Below are 26623 nucleotides of genomic sequence, written 5' to 3'. Positions count from 1 at the left end.
CCTCGCTACTTCGTCAGCGCGCCGACGACGGCGTCGATGTACGCCTCCATCGACCCGGGACCACCGAACATCCAGATGCCGTCGTCCAGCCGGTGCACGTCGCCGGACTTCACGAACGGCAGGGACTTCCACACCGAGTTCTTGGCCAGCTCACCGGTGAACGGGGTGGCGGACGGGTCGTCCTCGTTGCCGATGTAGGCGAACTGCGTGTCCTCGGGCAGCTTGGTGAGACCCTCGACGTCGGTGGTGCCGAGACCGTAGGCGGGGTCGCCCTTCACCGTCCAGGCGTTCTTCAGACCGATCGCCTCGTTGACCTCACCGATGAGGGAGGTCGCGGTGTAGGGGCGGATCGAGACCTGGTTGGAGGCGACGTAGCCGTCCGCGAAGGCGTAGTTCCGGCCGGCGATCCCGGCGTCGGCCAGGGCCTTCTTGCCCTCGGCGACCTTGGCCTCGAAGCCGGTGCGCAGCGTCTTCGCCTCGTCCGTCTTTCCGGTGGCCTTGGCGATGAGGTCGATGTTCTCCAGCATCTGGTCGATCTGACCGGTGCCGTCGGCGGAGGTGACCTCGATGACCGGGGCGACCTCGCGCAGCTGCTTCACCGCGGCCGGGGTGAGGTCCGTGGTGGCCACGATGAGGTCGGGGGCGAGGGAGGCGACGGTGTCCATGCTCGGCTCGCCGCGGGTGCCGATGTCCTTGGGCTCGTTCTTCAGCGGCACGGCGCTGTCCCAGGTCTTGTAGCCCTTGACGTCCGCGACGCCGACCGGGTCCACGCCCAGGGAGACCAGGCTCTCGACGACGTTCCACTCGGTGGCGACGACCTTGGTGGCCGGGCCGTCGAGCTTCACCTCGGTGCCCTTGCCGTCCTTGAGCGTGATGGCCTCGGAGGCCTTCTTCTCGGACTTGTCGGCGGCCGGTTCGGTGGTGCCGCAGGCGGCGAGGGTGAGCGCCGCGGCGGTGGTGGCGGCCGCGGTGAGCAGGAGGCGTCTCATGAGGTGGTGCCGAGCCTTTCGGTTCGTATGTGGTGGCGGCCGATCGGGCGGGTGCGCAGCCGGCCGGTGAGGGGGTCGGTGTCGACGTCGATCCGGATGCCGTAGACGGCACTCAGCCGTTCCGGCGTCAGTACGTCCTCGGGCGGGCCGTCGGCGACGATCCGGCCCGCTTCGAGGAGCGTGATCCGGTCGGCGACGGCCGCCGCCTGGTCGAGGTCGTGCAGCACGACGCCGACGGCGATCCCGTGGACGTCGGCCAGGTCGCGGATGAGGTCGAGGAGTTCGACCTGGTAGCGGAGGTCGAGGTAGGTGGTGGGTTCGTCCAGCAGCAGCACGCCGGTCTCCTGGGCCAGGCAGCTCGCGAGCCACACCCGCTGCAACTGGCCGCCGGAGAGGTGGTCGGCGCCGCGGTCGGCGAAGCCGTCGACGCCGGTGAGCGCGAGCGCCCGGTCGACCGCGGCCGGACCGTCCGGGTCGGGCCGCCCCCAGCGGCCCCGGTACGGATAGCGGCCGAACTCGACGACGTCCCGCACGGTCAGCCCGCCCGGTGTCGGACGGCCCTGCGTCAGCAGGGCGACGTACCGCGAGAACTCACGGGGCGTCAGCGCCAGGCCGTCGGTGTCGTCGTCGATGCCGATCGCCCCGCTCCGGGCCCGCTGCAGGCGGGCGACGGTGCGCAGCAGCGTCGACTTCCCGCTGCCGTTCGGGCCCACCAGAACGGTCACTTCGCCGGGCCGGAGGGTGACCTCCGCGCCGTGCACGACATCGACGCCGTCGTACGCGACGGTCACACCCGTCGCCGACAGCCGATGACCGCGCAGGCGTCGGGTGCCGGCCGTGTCTTCACCAGATCTCACGTGGCGAAGGTTAGCCTAACCTAAAAACTGCTGGTAGAGGCGGGGCTCACACCGGTCGTCCCGGCTCCGGCCCCGCCCCGCGCACTGGCTCGGAAGGCGCGCTCAACTCCCTTTGGGGGAGGGGGATTTCCACAGCCCCGCCCGATTCAGTGACGCCGGGCAGTGCAGATAGATCTCGTCGATCTCCAGGACCAGGGCGAGGTCCGGACGCCTGCCGTCGCGGGCCATCGCGTCGAAGAAGGGCGCGTCGGTGAGGATGCGGGCCCGGCCGTTGATCCGCAGTACCTGCTTGCCGCCGGGGATCAGATAGAGCAGGCCGGCGTGCGGATTGCCGAGGATGTTGTGGAAGCTGTCCCCCCGCCGGTTGCCCGGCCGGTCCGGCAGGGCGATGGTTCCGGGGTCCAGGACCCGGGTGAAGCCCGGCGCGTCACCGCGCGGCGACACGTCGCAGTTGCCCCGCGGGTCGGAGGTGGCCAGCAGGCAGAACGGGGAGCGGGCCAGGATGTCCACGTCGTCGTCCGTGAGCCGCTCGTGCACCTTGTCGATGACGACGGGCCAGGGCTCGCCCAGCAGCTCGCGCAGCTCGGCGGGGGAGTCCAGTTCGACCCAGCCGTCCTCCTTGGCGGTGTCCGGCCGGTCTCCGGTCGCGTCGATCGTGTGTGGCAAGGCCGGCTCCCCGGGTGTGTGCTGGCCGGAGGCAGGTGCTTCCGGCTGGGTGGTTGCACATAGAACATTATCTGATGTTAGGTTCGCCTTACCTAACGGCCGGTAGTGACCACTCCGGTGAGTTCGGGCTCCCCCCTGCCCTCCCGAGGAACCCGCAGATGCCCCCAGCCCCACCTGCCCGAACGCGCCGCGCACCCCGGCGCGCGGCCCTCACCGTGGGACTCTGCGGGCTGGCCGTGCTGCTGCTCGCGGCCACCGCCCTCAGCCTCGCGGTCGGTTCGGGCGACGTCTCCGCGCACGACCTCGTGCACGGCCTCCTCGACCCGGACCGCTCCGTGCGCGGCCAACTCGTCGTCCGGGAGGTGCGGATACCCCGCACCCTGGCCGGACTGCTGGCCGGTGTCGCCCTGGGCCTGGCCGGCACCGTGATGCAGGGCGTCACCCGCAACCCGCTCGCCGACCCCGGCCTGCTCGGCATCAACGCGGGCGCGGCGGTCGCCGTCGTCTTCGCCATGAGCGTGCTGTCCCTCACCGAGCCCGGGCAGTACATCTGGTTCGGGTTCCTGGGCGCCTGCCTGGCGGCGGTCCTCGTCTACGGCGTCGCGAGCTTCGGACGCGAGGGCGCCACGCCCGTCAAGCTCGCCCTCGCCGGAGCCGCCGCCACCGCGCTGCTGGTCTCCGTCACCGACACCATCCTGCTCACCGACAGCCGGACCTACGACCAGTTCCGGTTCTGGCAGGTGGGCGCCCTCGACGGCCGCGAGACCGATGTCCTCCTCCAGGCGCTGCCCTTCGTCGTCGCCGGCGCCGTCCTCGCCCTCGGCCTCGGTCCCCGGCTCAACGGGCTGGCCCTCGGAGACGACGTCGCCCGCGCTCTCGGCCAGCGCGTCGCCGTCGCCCGGCTCGCCGGGGCCGCGAGCACCGTGCTGCTGTGCGGGGCGGCCACCGCCGTGGCCGGCCCCATCGCCTTCGTCGGCCTCGCCGTTCCGCACGCGGTCCGCGTGATCACTGGGCCCGACCACCGCTGGATCCTGCCCTACAGCGCCCTGCTCGCGCCCGTCCTGCTCCTGGTCGCCGACGTCATCGGACGGGTCGTGGCCCCGCCCGGCGAGGTCCAGGTCGGCGTCGTCACCGCCGCCGTCGGCTGTGTGCCGTTCATCCTCCTGGTCCGCCGGCGTGGGAAGGCCGCACTGTGAAGACGCCCACCGCCGAGGCCGCCACCCGCGTCGAGCGGCTCCGGCACGCCCGCCGCACCCGCTTCGCCCTGGTCTGCGCAGCCCTGCTCCTGGCGGCGCTCGCCGCACTGCTGCTGTCCCTCACCGTCGGCGACATCGATGCACCGCTCGCCGACGTGTGGGCCGTCCTCACCGGGGGCGGCGACCCGGGCAGCCGCTTCGTCGTGCACGAACTGCGGCTGCCCCGCGCACTGCTGGCCCTGACCGTCGGCCTCTGCTTCGGGCTCTCCGGCGCCGTCTTCCAGGCGCTGCTGCGCAACCCCCTCGCCAGCCCCGACATCATCGGCGTCAGCGCCGGCGCGAGCGCCGCCGCCGTGCTCACGTCCCTGGCGTTCGGCCTCGGCGGCCTCGCTCTGTCCGGCGGCGCCCTGGCCGGTGCACTCCTCGCCGGCACCGTCATCTATCTGCTGGCCTGGCGCGGCGGCGTCAGCGGCGGACGGTTCGTGCTCGTCGGCATCGGCGTCGCCGCCGGACTGGTCAGCCTGCGCTCCTACCTGATGACGCGGGCGGAGGTCACCGAGGCCCAGAACGCGTTCGTCTGGCTGGCCGGCAGCCTCAACGGCCGCTCCTGGGACCACCTGTGGCCGCTGCTGGGCTGCGCCGCGCTGCTCGTCCCCCTCACCCTGGCCGCGTCCCGGAGCCTGACCGCGCTGCAGCTCGGCGACGAGGCGGCCGGCGGGCTGGGCGCCCGGGTGGAGCGGGGCCGCCTCGCCCTGCTGGCCTGCGCCACCGCACTGGTGGGCGTGGCGACGGCGGCCGCGGGCCCCATCGGCTTCGTCGCCTTCGTCAGCCCGCCGATCGCCCGGCGTCTGCTGCCCGGCCAGGGCGCCGCCCTGGTCCCGTCCGCCCTGACCGGCGCGGCGCTGGTCTGCGCGGCCGACTTCACCGCCCAGCACCTGCTGCCGGACACCCAGTTGCCGGTGGGCGTGGTGACCAGTGTGGTCGGTGCCCCCTACCTGCTGTGGCTGCTCGCCCGCGCGGGCCGGGCCGGACGGGGCGGCTGATGACCATGCCCGCACAGGAGACGACGGCGACAGCGGCCACCGCGGCGACAGAGAGCCACGGCGGCGACACCAGCGACAGTGCAGTGACAGCGAGGAGAGCACGGTGACGGCCCAGCACGCCCTTCAGACCCGCGGCCTCGGGCTCGGCTACGGAGAGCGCGAGATCATCTCGGGTCTCGACGTCGACCTGCCGCCCGGCCGCCTCACCGTCGTCGTCGGCCCCAACGCCTGCGGCAAGTCCACGCTGCTGCGCGCCATGGCACGGCTGCTGACCCCGACCGCCGGCACCGTGCTCCTGGACGGCCGGGACATCCACGCCACCTCGACCAAGCAGGTCGCCGCCGCCCTCGGCATGCTGCCGCAGACTCCGGTCGCTCCCGATGCCATCACCGTCGCGGACCTCGTCGGCCGGGGCCGCTACCCGCACCAGGGCTGGTTCCGCCGCTGGACCGCCGCCGACAGCGCGGGGGTCGCCGCGGCGATGCTCGCCACCGACGTGCTCGACCTGGCGGACCGCTCCGTGGACGAACTCTCCGGCGGACAGCGCCAGCGCGTCTGGATCGCCATGGCGCTCGCCCAGGAGACCGACATCCTCCTGCTCGACGAGCCCACCACCTACCTCGACATCAGCCATCAGCTGGACGTCCTCGACCTGCTCACCGACCTCAACCGGGACCGCGGCGTCACCCTCGCCGTCGTCCTGCACGACCTGAACCTGGCCTGCCGCTACGCCGATCACCTGATCGCCATGAAGGACGGCCGCGTCGTGGCCGAGGGCGCGCCCTCGGACATCGTCACCGAGTCCCTGGTCCGGGACGTGTTCGGACTGCGCTCGACGGTGATCCCGGACCCCGCGTCCGGCACCCCGATGATCGTCCCCCTCGGCCGGCACCACGTCACCTCCCCGAACCCCTGAAGCCCGTGCACGCCCTGCACCGCTTGAAGCCCGTACCGAAGGAAAGAGCCCCCATGTCCGCGCACCGCCCTCCCGCCCGCACCGGCCGCCGCACCCGGCGCCTGTGGGCCGCCGCCCTCGCCGCGCTCCTGCTCGGCGCCCTCACCGCCTGCGGCTCCGGTTCCTCCGCCGAGGACTCCGGCGGCTCCGGCTCCGCCGCCGGGGCGTCCGGCGCCTTCCCGGCGAAGGTGAAGACCAAGTTCGGCGAGGTCACCGTCGAGTCGAAGCCGCAGCGCGTGGTCGCCCTCGGCTGGGGCGACGCCGAGACCGCCCTCGCCCTCGGCGTCCAGCCGGTCGGACAGAGCGACTGGCTGGCCTTCGGCGGCGACGGCGTCGGCCCCTGGGCGAAGGGGCTCTACGACGAGAGCCCGCAGAAGATCGGCACCCTGGAGCCCGAGTACGAGAAGATCGCCGCGCTGAAGCCGGACCTGATCCTCGACGTCAAGTCCAGCGGCGACCAGACCCGTTACGACACCCTCAGCAAGATCGCCCCGACCGTCGGGGTGCCCGAGGGCGGCGACCAGTACAAGATCGCCTGGCAGCGGCAGACCACCATGATCTCCACCGCCCTCGGCGTCGCCGACAAGGGCGAGAAGCTGATCGCCGACACGCAGCGGAAGTTCACCGCCGCCGCCGAGGCGCACCCCGAGTTCAAGGACCGGACCGTCACCGTCGGTTCCCGCACCTCCGCCGGCTGGGGCGCGTACGTGAAGGGCACGGACCGGGTCAACTTCGTCCAGCAGCTCGGCTTCCGCAACAATCCGAAGGTCGACGCCGAGGCCGGTGCCGGGTTCTCCGTCAAGGTCTCCGAGGAGAACCTCCAGATGCTGGACGCCGACCTGGTCGTCATGTCGCCCATCGGCGTCGACGCGAAGAAGATCTCCACCGACCCCCTCTTCAGGACGCTCCCCGCGGTCGAGCAGGGCCACTCCGTCGTCTTCGACGACCAGAACATCAGCCAGGCCTTCGCCACCAACTCCGTGCTGTCCGTCGGTTACGCCATCGAGAAGGTGGTGCCCCTGTTCGCCGACGCGGTGAAGTGACGCGCGCGGGCGGTCAGAAGGTGAGGTGACACGCGCGGGCGGTCAGAAGGCGTACCGCACGCGCAGCCACGGCGCGTGGGCGGCGACCAGCGCGCGCAGCCGGGCCACCGCGTCGGCCTTGACCCCGGCGCGGTAGCGCACGTTGAGCGCGCCGTTCTCGGAGCGCTTGGCCTCCTGCAACTCCGGCCGCCACAGCACCTCCTCGGCGCGCGGATGCCAGCCCAGGTTGACCCCGTGCAGCTCGCGGTTGTGCGTCAGCATGATCACCTCGGCGGCGGCCTGCCGCCTGACCCGCTCCGGCAGGACGTCGCCGAGGTGGCGCAGCAGCTCCGCCCAGGCCTCCTCCCAGCCCGGCCGCACCACCACGGGGGAGAGGTTGAAGTGCACCTCGTACCCGGCGTCGAGGAAGTCGGCCGCCGCGGCGATCCGCTCGGCCACCGGCGAGGTGCGCACGTCCAGCAGCCGTGAGTCGTCCGGCGGCATCAGGGAGAACCGGATCCGGGTGCGGCCGCGCGGGTCGAGGGTGAGCAGGTCGGGGTTGACGAACTTGGTGGCGAAGGACGCCTTGGCCGTCGGCCACTGCCGGAACGCGTGCACCAGGTCCGCGGTGTTGTCGCAGATCAGGGCGTCCACCGAGCAGTCGCCGTTCTCGCCCACGTCGTACACCCACGCCTCGGCGTCGCACTGGTTCGGCTCGGGCTTCGGCCCCTGCCGGGCGATGTGCCGGCCGAGGTGGCCGATGATCCCGTCGATGTTGGTGAAGACGGTGACGGGGTTGGCGTACCCCTTGCGCCGGGGCACGTAGCAGTAGGCGCAGGCCATGGCGCAGCCGTTGGAGGCGCCGGGCGCGATCCAGTCCGCGGAGCGGCCGTTGGGGCGGGTGGTCAGGGTCTTGCGCTCACCCAGGACGAGGGTCTCGCCCTTGATCCGCACCCAGCGGTCGACGTTGCCCTCGTTGCCGTGCAGGCCCGGGATGCGCCAGTGCGAGTCCACCTCCACCACGCGCGCCTCGGGGAACCGGGCGAGCACCTGCCGGCCGCGCGGGGAGGCGGCCGCCGCCGGCTCGGCGTGGATCTCCCGGACCGGCAGCAGACGGCGGGCGGCGGCGGAGTCACGGAAGCGCGGCCCGGAGGGCTCGGCGGCCGGCCCGCCCGGCGTCAGGGCGTCGAGGCCGAACAGGGTGCCGGAGCCGTCGTCCGGTGCGGCGGACGGATCGTGCATGCGTGCTCCGGGGCGAGAGTGAGGGACGGGCCGGCCCCACTGTACGAAGCACGGGGACCCTTCGCCGTGTCACGCCCCCCGTCCGGGGCATACGCGTGACACGGCACCGGTCCGGTGCCACCGATCCGAAGGGATTACACCGTGCTCGCCATCATCGCGGCGGTTCTGTTCCTCATCGCCTGGCTGATCAACGCGGCGGAGGTGTCGACCAACGACGTCTTCACCTCCACCAACGTCATGCTCGTCGGTCTCGCCCTGCTCGCCCTGCACGTCGCCGGCATCGGCAGCGGCTGGGCGGCACGCGGGCGTCGCCGCTGAGCCGTGCGCGCCTCCCCGTCAGGGGATGCGCGCCACGGCCGCGTAGATGCCGCTGTCCTCCGGCGCCGGCGGCTCCTGGCCCTCGCCGTACCACTCGGTGGCCGTGACCAGGCCGGGCCCGACCAGTTCCAGCCCGTCGAAGAAGCGGGTCACCTCCGCACGGGTGCGGAAGCCGAGGCGGATGCCGCCCTTGGCGTACTGGGCGATCACCTGCTCCGACAGCTCGGGGAAGAGGTCGATCGAGGCGTGCGAGAGGACCAGGTGGCTGCCGGAGGGCAGGGTCTCCACCAGCCCGCGGACTATCCCGTGGGCATCCTGGTCGTCCGTGATGAAGTGCATCAGGGCGATCAGCGACAGGGCGATCGGCCGGTCGAAGTCGAGGACCTCGCGGGCGTGCCGCACGATCTGCTCCGGCTCGCGGACATCGGCCTGGATGTAGTCCGTGGCCCCTTCCGGGCTGCTGACCAGCAGGGCCTCCGCGTGCCGCAGCACGATCGGGTCGTTGTCGGCGTAGACGACCCTGGCCGCCGGGACCGTCCGCTGCACGATCTGGTGCAGGTTGGGCTCGGTCGGGATGCCCGTGCCGATGTCCAGGAACTGGTCGACGCCCTGCGCGGCGAGGTGGGCCGCCGCGCGGTTCATGAACGCGCGGTTCTGCCGCGCCGCGTCCCGCGCCTCGGGCGGCAGGGTCTCGCCCACCGCCTCGTCGACGGGGTAGTTGTCCTTGCCGCCCAGCAGCCAGTCGTAGACCCGCGCGGGGTGTGCCCGGCCGGTGTCGATCTGGGGAGGCTGGGAATGGTCCGTCGTCATGGCAGGCTCCGTGGTTCGGGAGGTGACGCTCCGCCGTAAATTTCGATCATCGTACTGCCCCTCGCCCCGCGCTCCGCGCCATGTCCGGGGCGCGCGGCGGAAGTTGTCGATCAGACCGGGCCCAGGGTGCGGGGCGGAGAGTAGGTCCACTCCCGGTCCGCGTCGGTGATCGCGCGCAGCACGCGGGCCGGGGTCCCGGCGACGACGGTCATCGCCGGGACGTGCGCCGTCACGACGCTGCCCGCGCCGACCACCGAGCCGCGGCCGACGGTGACCCCCGGCATGACCAGCGCGCCGGCCCCGATCCACACGTCGTCCTCGACGGTCACCGGCGCCGAGAACTGCGTGCCGTCCCGCCGCAGCCCGGGGTGGACGGGGTGCCCGGTGGTGCTGATGGTGACGTGCGGCGCGAACATCACCCGGTCCCCGACGAAGACCTCCACGTCGTCGACGAGGGTGAGGCCGAAGTTGGCGTACACGTCGTCACCCAGGTGCACGCGGTTGCCGTAGGCCACGTGCAGCGGAGGCTCGATCCACACGCCGGTGCCCACGGCCGCGAACATCTCCTTCAGGATCGCCCGGCGCCCCTCCTCGTCCCGCGCCCCGGTCCGGTTGTAGGCGTCCGCCAGTTCCTTGCCACGCAGCCGCTCCTCCGCCAGCCCCTCCAGCCCCGGGGCGCCGTCGGAGTACAGCTCCCGGGCCGCCATCCTGCGGCGCACCTCGCGCTCGCGGGGGTCGATGGTCATGCCGTCTCCTTCGGTCTCTCGGGGGAGGAGGGGGAGGGGAAGGGGAGGGGCTCAGCCGGCGGACGCGTCCGTCAGCGTCCAGCGCTGGTTGGGACCGGAGTTGGGCGGCCACGTGGTGACGGCGGCACCCTCGTGCGTCGGTGTGGTCGCTGCGGCTCAGTCGGTGGACGTGCGCACCACGGCGACGTCCCTGGGTGCGAGGACGAGAGTGCCGTCGGTGTCCAAGTCGCCGACCAGGGCCTCTCCGGCGAGTCCGGGAACGGTCACCGCCGCGTCGGTCCGGTTGACCAGGAACAGGAACCGGCCGCCGGGTCCGCGCCGCACGGTGGCCTCGACCGCCCCGCGCACCTCGGCGGGCAGGTCGCTCGCGACACCGGCCGGCTCCAGCAGCCGCGGCAGCAGTGAGGCGAGCCCGGCCGCACCGAGCCGGGTGGACACGTAGGCGGCCGAACCGCTCCCGGTGGGGCGCCGGGTGACGGCCGGGCGGCCCGCGTGCGTGCCGGTGCGGTAGCGGACCAGGACCTCGGTCTCCGGCGCGGTCACGGTGATCTGGTCGGTCCACAGGTCGCCGTTGCTCGCGTCGTCCAGCTCCACGCGCTCCCCGGCGGGCAGCGGGCCGAACTCCTCGACGCGGATGCCGAGCAGGTCCCGCAGGGCGCCCGGGTAGCCGCCGAGCCAGACGTGGTCGTTCTCGTCGACGACTCCGGAGAAGTAGGTGGTGACCAGGTGCCCGCCCTGCTCGGCGTACCGGGTGAGGTCCTTGGCCGTCCTGGCCGGGACCATGTGCAGCACCGGTGCGATCAGCACCCGGTGCCGGCTCAGGTCGGCGCCGGTGGTGACGACGTCGGCGCGGACGCCGAGGGAGAGCAGCGCCGAGTACCAGTCGAGCGCCTCCCGGTGGTAGTCGAGCAGGGAGGTCGGGTGCGAGTCCTGCTCGCTCGCCCACCAGGACTCCCAGTCGAAGAGGATGCCCACCTCCGCGGGCTCCCGCTCGCTCCCGGCGACCGGCGCGAGCGCCCCCAGCGTGCCGCCGAGCGCCGTGACCGCCCGGAACACGTCACTGTCCGGGCCGGCGTGCGGGACCATCGCCGAGTGGTACTTCTCGGCACCCGCCGCCGATTGGCGCCACTGGAAGAAGCAGACCGCGTCGGCGCCGTGCGCCACGTGCGTCAGTGAGTCCCGGGCCAGCTCGCCCGGCCGCTTGGCCAGGTTGACGGGCTGCCAGTTCACCGCGCTGGTGGAGTGCTCCATCAGGAACCACGGCCGGCCGCCCGCGATACCGCTGGTGAGGTTCGCCGAGAACGACAGCTCGTCCCGCTCGCGGCCGCTCGGCACCACGTAGTGGTCGTTGGCGACGAAGTCGACCTCGGCGGCCCAGTCCGCGTAGTTCATGCCCTTGGTGCCGGGCATCACCATGAAGTTGGTGGTCACGGGGACGCCGGGGGTGAGTTCCCGCAGGAGGTCGCGCTCCGCCCGCAGGTGCTCCTTGAGCGCGTCCGAGGAGAACCGCTTGAAGTCCAGCTGCTGGGTCGGATTGGGGTGGGAGGCGGCCAGCCGCGGCGGCAGGATCTGCTCCCAGTCGCTGTAGCGCTGCGACCAGAACGCCGTGCCCCAGGCGTGGTTGAGCGCGTCGAGCGTGCCGTACCGGGCGCGCAGCCAGTCCCGGAAGGCACGGGTCGCGTCGTCCGAGTAGTCGTACACGTTGTGGCAGCCCAGCTCGTTGTTGACGTGCCAGGCGACCAGCGCCGGGTGTCCGGCGTACCGGGTCGCCATCTCCCGGACCAGGCGCAGGGCGTGCTCGCGGAAGACGGGCGAGGTCGGCCGCCAGTGCTGGCGCGCGCCCGGCGACAGCGTCTCGCCGCGGTCCGTCACCGGAAGGATCTCCGGGTGCGCCGTGGTCAGCCAGGGCGGCGGGGAGGCGGTGGCGGTGGCCAGGTCGACGCCGACGCCGTGCTCGTGCAGCAGGTCCATCACGTCGTCGAGCCAGCCGAAGTCCCAGGTGCCGGGGCCGGGCTGAAGGCGGGCCCAGGAGAAGATGCCGAGCGACACGATGGTGACGCCGGCCTCGCGCATCAGCCGTACGTCCTCCTCCCACACCTCCCTCGGCCACTGCTCGGGGTTGTAGTCGGCGCCGAAGGCGAGCCGGGGGGTCGGGGCACCGTCCGGCCCGCGGTGGAGGCGGGACGCGAAGGTGGAGATCATGGCGGTCCTTCCGGTGTGGTGCGTGTGGTGCCGGGCGCTACTTCTCGACGGTGAAGCCCTGCTCCTCGCCGTACTTGACGGAGGCCTCCTGCCAGGACTTCAGCCCCTCGGCGAGCGGGGTGCCGGAGACGTAGGCCTTGCCCGCGGTGTCGTTGAAGACCGAGTTCGCGTACACCTGGTAGGGCAGGTACGACCAGTCGTCGGCGACGTTCGCGGCCGACTCGGCGAAGACCTTGTTGGCCTTCTGGCCGCCGAAGTAGGGGAACGCGGTGTCCTGGAACGCCGTGGACTGCAACTCCGCGGTGGTCGCCGGGAAGGCGCCGCCCTCCAGGCGGGTCCCCACGCCGTCGCCCGCGTTCGCGTACTCGACGAAGGCGTACGCCAGCGCCTCGTTCTTGCCGAGTTCCGGCAGCGCCAGGGCACTGCCGCCGTTCTCCGCGCTCGCCTTCCCGCCCGCGGTCCACTGCGGCAGCGGGGCGGCACGCCAGTCGCCGGCCGCCTCCTTCACGCCGGAGGCGAGGTTCGCGGGCATCCAGGCGCCGGTGGCGAGGGTCGCGATGGTGCCGTCGCCGAGACCCTTGTACCACTCGTCGGTCCAGGGGTTGACGGAGGTGAGGAGCTTCTCGTCGATCAGCTTCTGCCAGGTGTCGGTGTACGTCTTGGCGCCCCGGTCGGAGAAGTCGATCCTCACCTTGGTGCCGTTCACCGTGTAGGGGCGCGAACCGGCCTGCCAGAGCATGCTGGTGGTGAGCCCGGCGTCGCCGGTGTCGGCGGTGATGTACGCCTTCGGGTCGGCCTTGTGCAGTTCGCGCGCGGCGTCCAGGTACTCGTCCCAGGTGGCGGGCACCTCGATGTCGTACTTGTCGAAGACCTTCTTGTTGTAGAAGAGCGCCATCGGGCCGGAGTCCATGGGCAGCGCCCAGACGCCGTCCGAGCCGGCCTTCACCCCGTTCCACGGTCCGGGGGAGAACTGTGCGGAGAGCTTGTCGGCGCCGAACGCCGTGAGGTCGGTGAGCTGCTTGGTGAGGGCGTACTGGCCCATCGCGTAGTACTCGATCTGGGCGACGTCCGGGACGCCCTTCTTCGCCGACACGGCGTTCTGCAGGGCGGTGTACTGGTCGTTGTTGGTGCCGGCGTTGACGAGGTTGACCTTGACGCCCGGGTACTTCTTCTCGAAGTCCGTGGCCACCTTCTCGAGCGTGGGCTCCCACGCCCAGACCGTGATCGTGCCGCCCTTCTCCAGGGCGGCTCGGACGTCGTCCTGGGAGACCGGCTTCTGGCTCGATCCGCCGTCGTCGGAGTCGCCGCATGCGGTCGCCGTCAGGGCGAGGGCGCAGACGAGACCTATACCGCTCAGCAGGCGGCGCGAGTGCTTGGGCATGGGTGTGCTTCCACTTCTTCGTGGCCGTGACCGGCACCGTCGATGGTTGGAGGGGAGGAGGGACGTGCGGGGGTCATTCCTTGACGCTTCCGGCGGCCAGGCCGGACTGCCAGTAGCGCTGGAGCAGCAGGAACGCCGCGATCAGCGGGAGGATCGTGATGAGCGACCCGGTGACGACCAGGTTGAAGACGGCCTCGCCGCCGGCGGTCGCGGCCTGGGCGTTCCAGCTGTTCAGGCCCAGCGTCAGCGGATACCAGTCGGGGTCCTTGAGCATGACCAGCGGCAGGAAGTAGTTGTTCCAGGTCGCCACCATGGTGAAGAGCAGGACGGTGACGATGCCCGGAGCCAGCAGCGGCAGCGCGACCCGGAAGAAGGTGCGCACCTCGCCGGCGCCGTCGATCCGGGCGGCCTCCATCAGTTCGGTGGGGATCGCCTCGCTCGCGAAGACCCACATCAGATAGAGGCCGAACGGTGAGATCAGGGACGGGATGATCACCGCCCAGGGGGTGTTGGTGAGCCCCATCTCGCTGAACATCAGGAAGGTCGGCACCGCCAGGGCGGTCCCCGGTACGGCCACCGCGCCGATGACGACGGCGAAGACCGCGCGCCGGCCGGGGAAGCGGAACTTGGCGAGCGCGTATCCGCCGAGCACGGCGAGGAGGGTGGCGCCGCCCGCGCCCAGCCCCACGTACAGCAGAGTGTTGAGCAGCCAGCGGGTGAAGACACCGTCGTCGTAGGTGAACGTCTCGCCGATGTTGTCCCAGAGCGCGAAGTCGCCGTCGAACCAGAGGCCGAACGAACGCGACAGCCCCTCCTGGGTCTTGGTGGCGCTGACGGCCAGCCAGATCAGCGGTACCAGGCTGTACAGCAGCACGAGACCGGTGAGCACCGTCAGCAGGACGCTGCGCCGGGGCCGGTCCGGGGAGTGCCGGCGCCGGGACGTACGCAGCCGGGGCGCTGAGCCGGACGGGCCGGACGGCACGGGCGCGGAGCGGTCGACGGCGGTGGCGGCGGGACTGGTCATCGCCGGATCACACTCCCTTGCGCATGCCGCGCAGCTGGACGACGTAGGCGATGGCCATGGTGATCAGCCCCATCACGATGGCGACCGTCGCGGAGTAGTTGTGCTGCTGTCCGTTGAAGGAGAGCGCGTAGGTGTAGGAGTTCGGCGTGTAGTCGGTGGTGATGGCGTTGGGCGCCAGCGGCTGGAGGATGCTGGGCTCGTTGAAGAGCTGGAAGCTGCCGATGATGGAGAAGATCGTGGCGATCACCAGGGCGCCCCGGATCGCCGGGAGCTTGATGGCGGTGATCACACGGATCTGGCCCGCCCCGTCGATCTGTGCGGCCTCGTACAGCGAGTGCGGGACGACCCGCAGGGCCGCGTAGAAGATCAGCATGTTGTAGCCGACGAACTCCCAGGTCACGATGTTGCCTATGGAGGCGAGCACCAGGTCGGGGGAGAGCGGGTCGGGCAGCGAGACGCCCAGCGCGCCGTTGATGTCCCCGACCAGGCCGAAGCGGGTGCCGTACATGAAGCCCCACATCAGCGTGGCCACCACGGCGGGCACGGCGTACGGCAGGAAGATCGAGACGCGGAAGAAGTCCCGGCCGTAGAGGCGCCCGCTGTCCAGCGCCAGCGCCACCAGCAGCGCGATGCCCAGCATGATCGGCACCTGTACGGCGAGGAAGAGCGAGACCCGGCCGAGCGAGGCCCAGAAGCGGTCGTCCGTCAGGGCCTGACCGTAGTTGTCCAGACCGACGAAGGTGGTCCCGCCGATGAGCTGGTCGCGGAAGAGGCTGAGGTAGACCGAGTAGGCGATCGGTGCGAGGAACACCAGGGCGAACACGGCCACGAAGGGGCCGAGGAACCCCCACCCCGTCCAGGAGCGGCGGTCGCGCCGCGCCGGGGGCGGGGCGGGCCGCGGCTCGGCGATGGCCGGCGGTTGCAGCGTCGTCATGTCGGTCCTCGCTCGTCCACGTCCCGGAGCCCTGGCGTGTTTGCGTAAACATCGGGTGGCGCGGAAGGCGGTCCGGCCGGAGGATTGCTGTTATGTTTACGTAAACATTTGATGGCGGCATGTCTACACTGCCCCGAGGACGACGGTCAAGGGTCCTTCGGGGCCGGGGACCGGAAGAGTGCGGAGAGGTGGCGGAACGCAGTGGACACCGCTGAGGGGGCCGCGGACGCGAGAGAGGCCGCGAACACGGTTCCGCGGCGCCGGCGCGGCGGCCGGGTACCGACGGCGTCCATGGCGGACGTGGCCCGGCTGGCGGGGGTCTCCTCGCAGACCGTCTCCCGCGTCTCCAACGGCTATGCCGGAGTGACCGAGGAGACCCGGCGGCAGGTGCTGGCGGCCATGAAGGAGCTGGGGTACCGGCCCAACAGTGCGGCCCGGGCCCTCAAGCGGGGCGAGTTCCGCACCATCGGCGTCATCACCTTCACGCTGGCCACCACGGGCAACGTGCGCACCCTGGAGGCCATCGCCACCTCCGCGGCGAGCGAGGGCTACGCGGTGACGCTGCTGCCGGTCGCCGTGCCGACCCAGGACGAGGTGCGGGGCGCGTTCTCCCGGCTGGAGGAACTGGCCGTCGACGCCGTGATCGTCATCATGGAGGTGCACCTCCTGGACGCGGCGAGCCTCACCCTGCCGCCCCACGTCCAGGTCGTCGTGGTCGACTCCGACGCGGGCGACCACTACACGGTCGTCGACACCGACCAGGCCGGCGGCTCCCGCACCGCCGTGCGGCACCTGCTGGACCTCGGGCACGACACGGTGTGGCACCTGGGCGGCCCCGAGGGTTCCTTCGCCGCGCAGCGCCGCACCGACGCCTGGCGGCACACGCTCACCGAGGCCGGCCGTGCCGTGCCGCCGCTCGTGCGGGGCGACTGGTCGGCGGAGTCCGGGTACCGGGCCGGCCTGGAGCTGGCCGCCCGCCCGGAGTGCACGGCCGTCTTCGCGGCCAACGACCAGATGGCCCTCGGTCTGATGCGGGCCCTGCACGAAAACGGCCGCGGCGTGCCCCGGGACGTCAGCGTCATCGGCTTCGACGACATCGCCGAGGCGGGCTCCTTCCTGCCCCCGCTGACCACCGTCCACCAGGACTTCGCCGAGGTGGGGCGGCTCTGCGTGCGGGCCGTGCTCCGCAAGATGCGCGAGGCCGCCCCGGAGCGGGGCACGACGCTCGTACCGACCCGGCTGGTGACCCGCGCGAGCACGGCGCCACCGCCGGGGTAGCCGCGCCCGGTCGCCGGTGCGGGGTCAGTCCGGCTGCCGGTCGATGTTCCGGGTCCACCAGTGGTGCTCGCAGAACCAGTGCCCGACCATCGCACCCCCGAAGACGACGAACCCCACCCCGATCAGCCAGGACTCCACCACCAGCACGATGCCGACCGTGCCGTAGCTGATCGCGTTGTCCAGGATCAGCGGCGTGAAGAACAGGTACGAGAAACCACGCAGCCCGATCAGGCCCACCATGGTCGCGACCGCCCCCGGCAGCAGGTCGCGCCAGCGGATCTGGCTGCCGAGCAGGAAGTGCTGGCCCCACCAGAAGAACAGCATGCCGGTGGCCGTGGACAGCGCGATCCGGGCCGATCCGTGCAGCGCGGTCCGCGTCTGCACCTCCTGGTAGAGGTACGCGGTCAGCGCGATCACCCAGGTCGCCTGGCGCCAGACGCGGTGCCACGGGCCGGAGGGCAGCTCCCAGATGCGTTCGTAGCCGTTCTGGACGCTCGCCGCGAAGGACACGCCGAAGACGGCGAGCAGGATGCCGCCCCAGACGCTCGTGGTGCCCACGACCTTGGTGGGGGGACTGATGATGTCGGTCAGCACCTTGGCGGAGCGCCCCGACAGCCCCATCCCGTCCGCCAGCCAGGATGCGAAGCCGCCGCGGCCCAGCGGGTCCGCGGCGGCCACCACGATCAGCAGCGGTGCCAGCGTGACCAGGGCGAGCGTGGCGAAGCCCATCGCCCTGTGCATCAGTTCCAGGTCCCGGCCGCGCCGGACGAGGGACGACGCGGCCAGCCGGTCCCACACACGGTGGAACGGCCGCCACAACCGGTTCACGGGTGCTCCTCGGGCGTCCTTTCGATGGCTCGCCGACGGGGAACTGAGTGACCCCGGGGACGTCCGGGCAAACGTCGCGCCACCCGGACGGCCCCCTGGGCACGGGTCACCGCGGTGTCAGGGGTCCATGCCCTGCTGCTCACGCAGCCAGTCGTTGTGCCAGGCGATGGCGGCGCGTATCTGCGGCTCCTGGAGACCGGTCCGGGAGCCGAGCTGGTCCATGGAGAGAGCCGACGGGCCCTGCGTCAGGGCGCGGGTGAGCTTGGCGGCCCACAGCTCCTCCTCGACGAAGGGCCGGTGCGAGTAGCCCTCCTTGATCACGTCGAAGTGGTCGTCCGAGCACGCGGTGATGAGCCGAAGCCCGTCGAACCGTTCATGGGCGGCCTGCACCGCGGAGGAGTCCGGCACGTAGCCGGTCACGGACTCGTCCTGGGGGAAGACCCTGGCGCACAGGTCGCACAGCTCCATCGGGACCGGCCGCGGGGTCCGGTCCTTCCTGCCCTTGCGCTTCCACATGGCGACTCCCGGGGGTGCCACACAGCAGTGTCGACGCCGGTTGCCGGAACGGGGTCGACGTCCGGAATGTCGGAGTTGCCCGCGGGGCGGGAAGCAAACGCCCCGCGGGCCGTCGAGTGCGTCAGGCCAGCTTGACCGGCAGCTCGAACAGGTCGTTCTGCGTGACCACCGGCTTGTTGCGCAGCTCGGCGGCGGGCACCGCGAGGTCCAGATCCGGGAAGCGGGCGTAGAGGGCGGGAAGCGCCACGCCGGCCTCCAGCCGGGACAGGGCGGCGCCGGGGCACACGTGCGGGCCGTGCCCGAACGAGATGTGCCGGTTCTCCGAGGTGCGGGTGATATCGAACGCCCCGGCCGTCGGACCGTGCGCCCGCTCGTCCCGGCCCAGCGCGCCGTACGACACGATCAGCGCGTCCCCGGCGGGGATCACCCGGTCGCCGACCGGCACGTCCTCGGTCGCGAAGCGGATCAGGACGTGCGAGGTCGGGGTCGACCAGCGCAGCGTCTCCTCGATCACCGCCGACCATTCCGCCTTCCCGGAGAGCACCAGGTCCCGCTGCTCGGGATGGGTGGACAGGTTGACCACCGAGTTCACGATCAGGGAGATGGTGGTCTCGTGGCCGGCGGCCACCATCAGCTGGAGCGTGGAGACGATCTCCTCGTCGGTGAGGTGGTCGCCGTTCTCGGACGCCTCGATCAGCGCGCTGGTCAGGTCGTCACCGGGAGCGGCCCGCTTCGCCGCGACCGTCTCCGCCATGATCGAGGCCAGCTCGGTGAGGGTCGCGAGGACCTCCTCGGGCGGCGTCTGGGTGGAGAAGAACTTCTCGAACAGCACCTTCAGGCGCGGCAGGCGCGCCTCCTCGATGCCCATCAGGTCGGCGACGACGTACATGGGCAGCGGGTAGGCGAAGACGGACTTGAGGTCGACCACGCCGCCGTCCTCGGGGAAGTCGTCGAGCAGCCGCCCGGTCAGCTCCGTGATCCGCTCCCGCATGTGCTCCACCCGGCGCACCGTGAGCGCCTGCGCCACGAGCATCCGCAGCCGCCGGTGCTCGGCGCCGTCCACCGTGAGCATCGAACGGCCGGGGTTGGCCAGCCCGATCAGCGGCCAGTCGGCGGGGATCTCCCCGCGCTGCCAGGCGCCCCACACGTTGATGTCCTTGACCAGCCGGGGGTCCGTCAGCAGGGACTTGGCCTCGGCGTGGTGCGTGACCGCCCAGACGGGGACCCCGCCGGGCAGCTCCACGGCGGCGAGCGGTCCGGCCGCGCGCAGCCGCGCGCCCTCGCCGTCGAGGTCGGTGACGAACGGGTCCAGCGGTATGCGGGCTTCTTCGGTGCCGGTCGTCATGCTGACGTGCCTCCCAGGGCAGTGGTCGGGGTGAACCGCACGGGCAACTCGGTCAGCCCCCGCAGCCAGGGCGAGGGGCGACGGGTGAGGGACGCGGCGGGTACCGCCAGGTCGATGTCCGGCAGCCGGTCGAGGACCACCTCGATGCCGGTGCGCGCGATGACCTCGGCGACCTCCTGCGCGGGGAAGGGGCAGCGGTGCTCGCCGTGGCCGAAGGAGAAGTGCGCGTTGTTGCCGCCGGTGAGGGCGGAGCCGTCGGTGCGCACCTGCGGGTCGGAGTTGGCGCCCTGGAGGCCGAGCAGCACCAGGTCGCCGGCGCGGATCCGGCGGTCGCCGAGCCGGGTGTCGCGGGAGGCCCAGCGGCCGGCCACGTTCTGCGTCGGAGTGTCCTCCCAGAGCACCTCGTTCATGGCCTCGGCGACGCTGTTGCGGCCGCCGAACAGCGAGGCCGCGAACCGCTCGTCGGTGAGCATCAGGCGCAGCGAGTTGCCGATCCAGTCCGCCGTCGGCTGGTGGCCCGCGGCCATCATCACCATCAGGTCCTGGGCGACCTCCTCCTCGGTGAAGCCGCTCTCGTCGGCCAGCATCCGGGAGGCGACGTCGTCGGCGGGCGCCGTCTTCCGGTCGGCGAGGAGCCGCGCCATCGACGTACCGAGGTGCGTCTGGCCCGCGATGGCCCGCTCCCTGCCGTCGATCATGTCGTTGAGGGCGGTGACCAGTGCCGGTCCCTGCTCGTCGGAGAACCCGTACAGCCGGGCCAGGACGCGTACGGGCAGCAGCATGGCGTAGTCGGCGACCAGGTCCGCCTCGCCCTTGGCGCAGAGCCGGTCGACGAGTTCGTCGGCGAACCGCTCGGCGTGGCCGCGCAGGACGTGCGGGTCGACGGCCTCCAGCGCGTCGCTGATCATGGCCGCGCGCTCCCGGTGCCGCTCGCCGACCGTGTAGAGGATCGACGGCTGCCTGCGGCCGATCATCGGCAGCAGCGGCCAGTCCTCCGGGATGTTCTCCCACTGGTTCCACAGCTCCGAGTCCCGGCTGAACAGCACCGGATCGCCGGTCACCTGGTGCAGCTCGCGATAGCCGACCACCAGCCAGGCCGGGACGTCCCCGTCCAGCAGCACCGGGGTGACGGCACCGTGGTCGCGCCGCATCTGCCGGTACAGCAGCGCGGGCTCGGTCTGGAAGCGGGGGCCGCTGAGCGGTACGGCGTCGGTGGCGTCGGTGCTCACACGAACTCCTGTCGGGGCGGGGCGGCATGGCCGGCGTAACGGGCACTCAGGTGCTCGACCAGCGCGATCAGTACCTGCTTGCTGGACTCGCGGGACCGGGCGTCGCAGAACACCAGCGGCACCCCCGGGTCCAGGTCCAGTGCCTCGCGCACCGACTCGGGCGAGTGCCGCGGGCCGCCGAAGTCGTTGCACGCGACGATGAACGGCGTGCCGTGGTGCTCCAGCCGGTCGATGGCGTACCAGGAGTCGTCGATGCGCCGGGTGTCGACGAGGACCACCGCGCCGAGCGTGCCGGAGAACAGCCGGTCCCACAGGAACCAGAACCGCTCCTGGCCGGGCGCGCCGAACAGGTACAGCACGTTGCGCGCGTCGAGGGTGATGCGGCCGAAGTCGAAGGCCACGGTCGTCGCGGTCTTGCCGCGCACCTCGCTGATGTCGTCGACCGTCTCGCCGGCCTGCGTCATCGTCTCCTCGGTGTTGAGGGGACGTATCTCGCTGACCGAGCGGACCAGGGTCGTCTTGCCGACGCCGAACCCGCCCACGACCACGATCTTGAGGCCGTTGTCGGCGGACGCACCCAGCGGGGTGCGGGCGTCAGAGATTGCGGAGTCCAACGAGCACCTGCTCCAGGATGTCGGGATCGGGGACGGCTGCCGTGTACGGATGGCGGGCGCTCACCCGGCCCGCGGCGTGCAGGTCGGAGAGCAGGATCTTGGTGATGCTCACGGGCAGCCGCAGTTCGGCGGCGATCTCCACGACGGCCGTGGGCGCCTGGGTCAGCCGCAGTATCGCCGTGTGCTCCGACTGCATGCCGCGCGTCGGCTCGCACTCCGCGACCACCAGGGTGACCAGGTCGAAGGGGTTGTCGGAGGCGGACCGGCTGCGCCCCTGGGTGACGGTGTACAGCCGGTCGGGGGAGTCGTCCCTGCCGGGGCGGCTCATGACGTGCGGGGCTGCGCGGTGAGGTGCTCCCCGAGCTGCTCGATCAGCTCGCTCATGTTGTGTCCGACCAGCCCCGCGTCCGCGTCCTCCGCGGTGACCACGGCGAGGTGCGCGCCCTCTCCGGCCTCGACGATGAACAGGATGCCGCCGTAGAACTCGGTCATGGCCGAGCGCACCCCGCCGCTGCCGTCGCCGAACTCCACGGAGGCGCCCTGGGACAGCGACTGGATGCCGGCGGCGATCGCGGCCAGCTGGTCGGCCTGGTCGACGGAGAGTTCCGGGGTGCGGCACAGCTTGAGGCCGTCGCGGGAGAGCACGAGCGCGTGCCGCGCGCCCGGCGTGCGCTCCAGCAGGCCCTCGATGAGCCAGGTGAGCTTCTCGTCGGCGGTGGTCGAGCCGGTCATGAAGTGGTGTCGCCTTCCGGGTGCGCGTGCGAGTGGGAGGAGTGGTCGGGGGTGGTCTCGTCCGGTGCGGGCGGGGCGGCCGCGCCCCGCGTGGAGCTGGTGCCGTCCGGCATCGGGTTGTCGCCGGTCCGTGAGGCGCCGGTGTCGGCGGAGCGCACGGCCTGGCGGAAGCTGCTGAAGCGGGCCGCGCGCACCTTCGCGTCGTCGGGCGCCGGCGCGGGGCGCGGTTCGGCGGCCCGGGCGGTGGCCCGGGCACGTTCGGCCGCGGCGAGGGTCCTGCCCCGGCGGCGTTTGGGCAGCCCGGCGACGCCGTCGTCCTGCTCCGAGTCCGCCAGGTCGTGCGTGGGCGGCGGTTCGGAAGCGGCGGGGGCGGACCCGGATTCCGGGGTGGGGGTGCCGGGGGCGGACCCCGGCTGCGCGGCGCGCGGGGCGGTCCCGGTCCCCGGGCCGGACGCCACCGGGGCGGTCCCGGCTTCCGGGCCGGACGCTACCGGGGCGGCCCCGGCATCCGCTTCGCGCGCGGCAGGGGCGGCCCCGGCTTCCGGGCCGGACGCTACCGGGGCGGTCCCGGCATCCGCTTCGTGCGCGGCAGGGGCGGTCCCGGTCTCCCGTCCGCTCGCGGGCTCCACGGATGCGGTCTCCGGGAGGGGCGCGGCCTCGGCAGCGTCCGCCCCGGGACTCGGTTCCCGCGCGGGAGCGGACGCGGTCGGCGCGGAGCCGCGCGGCCGCTCGGCCGGGGCCGCCACCGGCGGGGCCGCCGGACCGCCGGAAGCGCCGGGGCCGCTCAGAATGTCCTGGGGGATGAGCATCAGCACGCCCGTGCCACCGCGCGCCGACGGCCGGAAGGACACCTTCAGGCCGTACTTGGCCGACAGCCGGCCCACGACCGCGAGGCCGAGCCGGGTGCCGGTCAGACCACCGAGCCCGGCGGTCTCACCGGCCACCGCCTGCTGGGCCCGGCGCAGTTGCACGTCGCCCATGACGAGACCGCTGTCCTCCACGGAGACGATCGCCCCGGCCGGCACCGCCTCCACGTAGACATGGACCTCGGCGGTGGGCGGCGAGAAGTTCGCCGCGTTGTCGAGGAGTTCGGCCAGGGCGTGCATGACGCCCTCGGCGGCGTGCCCGGCGACCGCGGCGTCACTGGCGGAGTGCACCCGCACCCGCTGGTACCCGGCGATGCGTCCCATCGCGCCGCGGAGAATGGACTCCATGCCGATGGGCCGCGCCCAACGGCGTCCGGAGCGCGCCCCCGTGAGGACGGCGACGGAGTCCGCGAGCCGGCCCGCCTGCGCGGTGCGGTGGTCGAGGTGGAGCAGGTCGGCGAGGACGTCCTCGTCGGCGTGCCGCTCCTCCATCGCGCGCAGGTCCGCGAGCATCCCGGTGGCCAGCGCCTGCATCCGGCCGGCCGCGTTGGCGGTCGCGGAGACGGCGGCGGCACGTTCGCCGCGCGCCCGGTCCAGCCGCGACCGCAGCCGGCCGGTCTCCTCGGCGAGCCGCGCGACCTCCTGCGCGTGCTGCTCGGCCAGCCGGATCCGCTCCTGCTCGAAACCGGCGGCGAGTTGTTCCCGCTCGCGGTCGAACCCGTCCAGCAGGCCGCTGCGTTCCCGGTCGGCCTGGGCGACGAGGTCGGCCTGCTCGCGGTCGGCCTCCGCCCGCAGCCGCTCCCGCTCCTGCCGGGCGCGCTCGGACAGCTGCCCGCGCTCCTGGGCGAGGGCTCCCGCCTCCGCGCGGGCGGCGTCCAGCAGCCGGCGCGTGGCCCGTTCCCGGCGGACGGCGTGCACGGCCACCGTCACGGCGACACAGAGCAGGATCGCCGCCGCGCTCGCGCCCAGGCCGAGTGGAAGGCGAACCGAGGAGGGGGCCGCGGCGACGGCGCCGCCGACGGCGAGCGCCGACACCACGGCGCAGGGCAGGGCCACGGCCACCAGGGTGCGGGGAGCGGATCGGTCGCCGGGGCGGGCGGGCGCGGTCATCAATCGGGTCCTCGCCAGGCCGCCGGAGCGGCCCTCGTGTCGTCCAACGGGGCGCGTGCGAGCAGGAGGTAGTCACACGCCACTCAACGGACGATCACTATACGAGAGTTCGTGATCGAAACGAGAGGAAGTCGGTCAATCTTTGCTCATGCGTGCGCACGACGCTCAGGGCAGGCGCCCCAACTCGCAGACGCGGGCCGCGAGATCGCGCAGTTTGACGTTGTTGTCCTGCGAGTACCGGCGCAGTGCGGCGAAGGCCTGCTCCTCGGTGAGGTGGTGGCTGCCCATGAGGATGCCCATGGCCTCGCCGATGGTGTGCCGGGTCCCGATGGCCTCCTGGAGCTGGGCGTGCGTACGGGCGGTGGAGAAGGCGACCGCCGCGTGCGAGGCCAGCAGCCAGCCCGCCGTCTCGTCGGCCTCGGTGAAGGCGCCGGGGCGATAGGAGTAGAGGTTCAGGGCCCCGAGATTCTCGTCCTCGGTGAAGAGCAGGAAACCCATCATGCTGCCGAGGTTCAGCCTGCGGGCCTCGGGGACGTACTTGGGCCAGCGTCGTGCCTCGTCGCGGAAGTCGGCGATCCGGTACTGCCGCTGCCCGTCCGTGGTGCGCGCGGCGTCGAAGCACGGCCCCTCACCCATACGTTCCTGGAGCGCGTCGCTCTCCTCGACCACCTGGTCGGTGGGGGCGAGTGACCGCACCCGGCGCCCACGCAGGATGAGGATGCCCGCGGCGTCGCAGCCGTCCACCAGTTCCGTGGCCGAGCCGGTGATCCGCTCCAGGGTGTCGTTCACCGATTCCTGTGCCAGCAGATCGCGGGCCAAGGACGCCATCTGTTGCGCGAACCCGCGCCAGTCCATGCCGTCACCTCCCTCGCTTCCTCGCTTCCGGGAGCGAGTGCCCGCAGAAGCGGGGAAGCAACAGCGGAAGTCGGCCCGCACACATCTTGATTCACGTTACATCTAAATGCATCATGCGCACATGGACCCATCGCGAGCCAAGGACGGCGAACCCGGCAGGTCCGGTGGCCCGTTCCGCCAGCCCCGGGCCGTCTGGGCCGTCGCCTTCGCCTGCGTCATCTCGTTCATGGGCATCGGTCTGGTCGATCCGATCCTGCCCGCGCTGGCCGACAGCCTGGACGCCACGCCGAGCCAGGTCAGCCTGCTGTTCAGCAGCTACCTGATCGTCACCGCCGTCGCCATGCTCTTCGTCGGCTGGGTGTCCAGCCGTATCGGAGCCAAACGCACCCTGGTCACCGGCCTGGCGATCATCGTCGTCTTCGCGGCCCTGGCGGGCGCCACCGACTCCATCAACGGCATCGTCGGCTTCCGCGCCGGCTGGGGACTGGGCAACGCCCTGTTCATCGCCACCTCCCTCGCGGTCATCGTGGCCTCCGCGAGCGGCGGCTTCGGCGGCGCGATCATCCTCTACGAGACCGCCCTGGGCCTCGGCATCGCCGTCGGCCCGCTGCTCGGCGGCGAACTCGGCGCCATCAGCTGGCGCGGCCCCTTCTTCGGCGTCGCCGTCCTCATGGCCGTCGCGCTCGTCGCCACCCTGGCCCTCGTCCCCGACCTGCCCAGGCCCGCACGGCGCACCTCACCCATGGCGCCGCTGCGTGCGCTGCGCCACCGCGGCCTGCTCACCATGGGCATCATGGCCCTGCTGTACAACTGGGGCTTCTTCACCATGCTCGGCTACGCCCCGTACCCGATGGAGCTGGACGCCCACCGGCTCGGACTGGTCTTCACCGCCTGGGGCCTGCTGGTCGCCGCCTTCAGCGTCTTCTTCGCCCCGCGCCTGCAGGCCCGGTTCGGCACCGCACCGGTCCTGTACGCCAACCTGCTCGGTCTCGGCGTCGTGATGGCCGTCATCGCGGCCGGCGTCACCAGTCCCGCCACCGTCGTCGTCGCGGTCATCGTCAGCGGGGCGTTCATCGGCATCAACAACACCCTGACCACTCAGGCCGTCATGCTCGTCTCGCCCGTCGAGCGCCCCGTGGCCTCCTCCGCGTACGGCTTCCTCCGCTTCATCGGCGGCGGCCTGGCGCCCTACGCCGCCGGGAAGCTCGCCGACGCCACCGACCTCGGCGTCCCGTTCTACCTCGGTGCCGCCACCTTCCTCCTCGCCATCCCGGTCCTGGCCTGCGGCCACCGGCTGCTGCGCGAGGCCGAGGCGGGCGCCGGCGACGGCGAAGCGGTGGCCCCGTCGCTCACCCCCGTGGGGTCCGGCACCCCGGCCGCCGCGCACCCCGTCATCGTCGCCGTCGGCGCCCACGACCGGGCCGGTGTCATCGTCGACAGCGCGGCCCGCCTCGCCCGCGACACCGGCAGTCCGCTGGAGGTCGTCCACGTGCGGCTGACCGCCGTCGTGGAGGGACAGGCCGTCGACACCGAGACCGAGGAGCAGGCCCGGCGCGCGGTCACCGCCCACCTCGACCGCCTGGGCGCCCTCGGTGTCGCCGCCACCGGCCAGGTCCTGGGCGGCGTCGGCGACCACGCCGCCGCCGGTCGCGCCCTGGCCCGGCACGCGGCCGAGGCCCGGGCCCGTACGGTCGCCGTCGGCCGTTCACCGCGCGGGCCGCTGGAGCAGTTCGCCGACGGCAGTTTCACCAGCGCCCTCACCCACGCCGCCACCTGCACCGTGGTCCTCGTCGACCCGGACGACGCCCCGCGCCCCCTGACCGCGCGGTCCCTCACGGAACTGCGCGCCGGGGCCTGAGCCCGTG

Annotated in this window: 26 protein-coding genes; 7 read left to right on the top strand and 19 right to left on the bottom strand. The window is 72.4% G+C overall.

Annotation, left to right across the window (positions count from 1 at the left end; translation table 11 throughout):
• Nucleotides 1-5 precede the first annotated feature (5 nt).
• From ACGF3J_RS20860 to ACGF3J_RS20850, 3 genes are all read right to left on the bottom strand, one after another.
• Nucleotides 6-989, bottom strand: a complete 984-nt coding sequence (locus ACGF3J_RS20860; protein ID WP_161327575.1) for an iron-siderophore ABC transporter substrate-binding protein — start codon at nt 987-989, stop codon at nt 6-8.
• Nucleotides 986-1846 (bottom strand): ABC transporter ATP-binding protein, encoded by an 861-nt coding sequence (locus tag ACGF3J_RS20855; protein WP_161327576.1) that lies wholly within the window; start codon nt 1844-1846, stop codon nt 986-988. Before ACGF3J_RS20855 ends, ACGF3J_RS20860 begins: the two co-directional genes overlap by 4 nt.
• Before the next feature lie 102 nt (nt 1847-1948).
• A complete protein-coding gene (locus tag ACGF3J_RS20850) occupies nt 1949-2512 on the bottom strand; it encodes an MSMEG_1061 family FMN-dependent PPOX-type flavoprotein (RefSeq protein ID WP_161327577.1) in 564 nt (187 codons plus the stop codon).
• Between the two features lie 158 nt (nt 2513-2670).
• On the opposite strand from ACGF3J_RS20850, the gene ACGF3J_RS20845 reads away from it, so the two are divergent.
• From ACGF3J_RS20845 to ACGF3J_RS20830, 4 genes are all read left to right on the top strand, one after another.
• A complete protein-coding gene (locus ACGF3J_RS20845) occupies nt 2671-3708 on the top strand; it encodes an iron ABC transporter permease (RefSeq protein ID WP_161327578.1) in 1038 nt (345 codons plus the stop codon).
• Nucleotides 3705-4751, top strand: a complete 1047-nt coding sequence (locus tag ACGF3J_RS20840; protein WP_346346015.1) for an iron chelate uptake ABC transporter family permease subunit — start codon at nt 3705-3707, stop codon at nt 4749-4751. Before ACGF3J_RS20845 ends, ACGF3J_RS20840 begins: the two co-directional genes overlap by 4 nt.
• A gap of 103 nt (nt 4752-4854) precedes the next feature.
• A complete protein-coding gene (locus tag ACGF3J_RS20835; RefSeq protein WP_161327579.1) occupies nt 4855-5667 on the top strand; it encodes an ABC transporter ATP-binding protein in 813 nt (270 codons plus the stop codon).
• A gap of 53 nt (nt 5668-5720) precedes the next feature.
• Nucleotides 5721-6749, top strand: a complete 1029-nt coding sequence (locus ACGF3J_RS20830; protein WP_161327580.1) for an iron-siderophore ABC transporter substrate-binding protein — start codon at nt 5721-5723, stop codon at nt 6747-6749.
• Between the two features lie 42 nt (nt 6750-6791).
• Here ACGF3J_RS20830 and ACGF3J_RS20825 read toward each other — a convergent pair whose 3' ends face one another.
• Entirely contained in the window at nt 6792-7970 is a 1179-nt protein-coding gene (locus tag ACGF3J_RS20825) for a spore photoproduct lyase family protein (RefSeq protein WP_161327581.1), read from the bottom strand.
• 141 nt (nt 7971-8111) lie between these two features.
• Here ACGF3J_RS20825 and ACGF3J_RS20820 point away from each other — a divergent pair, with 141 nt between their 5' ends.
• The gene (locus ACGF3J_RS20820; RefSeq protein ID WP_174532189.1) at nt 8112-8288 is read left to right on the top strand and encodes a hypothetical protein; all 177 of its coding nucleotides are present in this window, start codon (nt 8112-8114) and stop codon (nt 8286-8288) included.
• 18 nt (nt 8289-8306) lie between these two features.
• Here ACGF3J_RS20820 and ACGF3J_RS20815 read toward each other — a convergent pair whose 3' ends face one another.
• From ACGF3J_RS20815 to ACGF3J_RS20790, 6 genes are all read right to left on the bottom strand, one after another.
• On the bottom strand, nt 8307-9098 hold the full coding sequence (locus ACGF3J_RS20815; RefSeq protein ID WP_161327582.1) for an SAM-dependent methyltransferase: 792 nt from the start codon (nt 9096-9098) through the stop codon (nt 8307-8309).
• A 110-nt stretch (nt 9099-9208) separates the two neighbouring features.
• Entirely contained in the window at nt 9209-9844 is a 636-nt protein-coding gene (locus ACGF3J_RS20810) for a sugar O-acetyltransferase (protein ID WP_161327583.1), read from the bottom strand.
• A 156-nt stretch (nt 9845-10000) separates the two neighbouring features.
• Entirely contained in the window at nt 10001-12046 is a 2046-nt protein-coding gene (locus ACGF3J_RS20805; RefSeq protein WP_161325847.1) for a beta-galactosidase, read from the bottom strand.
• Between the two features lie 37 nt (nt 12047-12083).
• Nucleotides 12084-13427 (bottom strand): ABC transporter substrate-binding protein, encoded by a 1344-nt coding sequence (locus tag ACGF3J_RS20800; protein WP_161325848.1) that lies wholly within the window; start codon nt 13425-13427, stop codon nt 12084-12086.
• Between the two features lie 73 nt (nt 13428-13500).
• The gene (locus ACGF3J_RS20795) at nt 13501-14451 is read right to left on the bottom strand and encodes a carbohydrate ABC transporter permease (RefSeq protein WP_161325849.1); all 951 of its coding nucleotides are present in this window, start codon (nt 14449-14451) and stop codon (nt 13501-13503) included.
• Between the two features lie 7 nt (nt 14452-14458).
• Nucleotides 14459-15385: a carbohydrate ABC transporter permease gene (locus ACGF3J_RS20790; protein ID WP_122617724.1), complete on the bottom strand. Its 927-nt coding sequence runs from the start codon at nt 15383-15385 to the stop codon at nt 14459-14461.
• Between the two features lie 291 nt (nt 15386-15676).
• Between ACGF3J_RS20790 and ACGF3J_RS20785 the strand changes: the two genes are divergently transcribed.
• Complete coding sequence (locus ACGF3J_RS20785) at nt 15677-16663, top strand: LacI family DNA-binding transcriptional regulator (RefSeq protein ID WP_161325850.1); 987 nt, start codon at nt 15677-15679, stop codon at nt 16661-16663.
• A gap of 24 nt (nt 16664-16687) precedes the next feature.
• On the opposite strand, the gene ACGF3J_RS20780 is transcribed toward ACGF3J_RS20785, so the two are convergent.
• From ACGF3J_RS20780 to ACGF3J_RS20740, 9 genes are all read right to left on the bottom strand, one after another.
• A complete protein-coding gene (locus ACGF3J_RS20780) occupies nt 16688-17491 on the bottom strand; it encodes a ribonuclease BN (RefSeq protein WP_161325851.1) in 804 nt (267 codons plus the stop codon).
• A 117-nt stretch (nt 17492-17608) separates the two neighbouring features.
• Nucleotides 17609-18007, bottom strand: coding sequence for a hypothetical protein (locus tag ACGF3J_RS20775; RefSeq protein ID WP_161325852.1), 399 nt, complete (start codon nt 18005-18007; stop codon nt 17609-17611).
• Nucleotides 18008-18128: 121 nt separating this feature from the next.
• A complete protein-coding gene (locus ACGF3J_RS20770; RefSeq protein ID WP_161325853.1) occupies nt 18129-19352 on the bottom strand; it encodes a cytochrome P450 in 1224 nt (407 codons plus the stop codon).
• Nucleotides 19349-20581 (bottom strand): cytochrome P450, encoded by a 1233-nt coding sequence (locus tag ACGF3J_RS20765; protein ID WP_161325854.1) that lies wholly within the window; start codon nt 20579-20581, stop codon nt 19349-19351. Before ACGF3J_RS20765 ends, ACGF3J_RS20770 begins: the two co-directional genes overlap by 4 nt.
• Complete coding sequence (locus ACGF3J_RS20760) at nt 20578-21195, bottom strand: ATP/GTP-binding protein (protein ID WP_393854460.1); 618 nt, start codon at nt 21193-21195, stop codon at nt 20578-20580. Before ACGF3J_RS20760 ends, ACGF3J_RS20765 begins: the two co-directional genes overlap by 4 nt.
• Nucleotides 21176-21523 carry a DUF742 domain-containing protein gene (locus tag ACGF3J_RS20755; RefSeq protein ID WP_161325855.1) on the bottom strand — a complete coding sequence of 116 codons (348 nt, stop codon included), beginning with the start codon at nt 21521-21523 and terminating at the stop codon, nt 21176-21178. The genes ACGF3J_RS20760 and ACGF3J_RS20755 overlap by 20 nt, the downstream gene beginning before the upstream one ends.
• Nucleotides 21520-21927: a roadblock/LC7 domain-containing protein gene (locus tag ACGF3J_RS20750; RefSeq protein ID WP_161325856.1), complete on the bottom strand. Its 408-nt coding sequence runs from the start codon at nt 21925-21927 to the stop codon at nt 21520-21522. The genes ACGF3J_RS20755 and ACGF3J_RS20750 overlap by 4 nt, the downstream gene beginning before the upstream one ends.
• A complete protein-coding gene (locus tag ACGF3J_RS20745) occupies nt 21924-23903 on the bottom strand; it encodes an ATP-binding protein (protein ID WP_393854459.1) in 1980 nt (659 codons plus the stop codon). Before ACGF3J_RS20745 ends, ACGF3J_RS20750 begins: the two co-directional genes overlap by 4 nt.
• A 165-nt stretch (nt 23904-24068) precedes the next feature.
• Nucleotides 24069-24758, bottom strand: coding sequence for a GAF and ANTAR domain-containing protein (locus ACGF3J_RS20740; protein WP_161331839.1), 690 nt, complete (start codon nt 24756-24758; stop codon nt 24069-24071).
• A 121-nt stretch (nt 24759-24879) separates the two neighbouring features.
• Here ACGF3J_RS20740 and ACGF3J_RS20735 point away from each other — a divergent pair, with 121 nt between their 5' ends.
• A complete protein-coding gene (locus tag ACGF3J_RS20735; protein WP_161331838.1) occupies nt 24880-26616 on the top strand; it encodes an MFS transporter in 1737 nt (578 codons plus the stop codon).
• Nucleotides 26617-26623: the final 7 nt, after the last annotated feature.

Origin of the sequence: Streptomyces sp. NPDC048171 (assembly GCF_043202655.1) — a bacterium.
In the GTDB taxonomy this organism is placed as follows: domain Bacteria; phylum Actinomycetota; class Actinomycetes; order Streptomycetales; family Streptomycetaceae; genus Streptomyces.
Note: the sequence above shows the minus strand (reverse complement) of the source record. Positions and strands in the feature narration are given on the sequence as shown.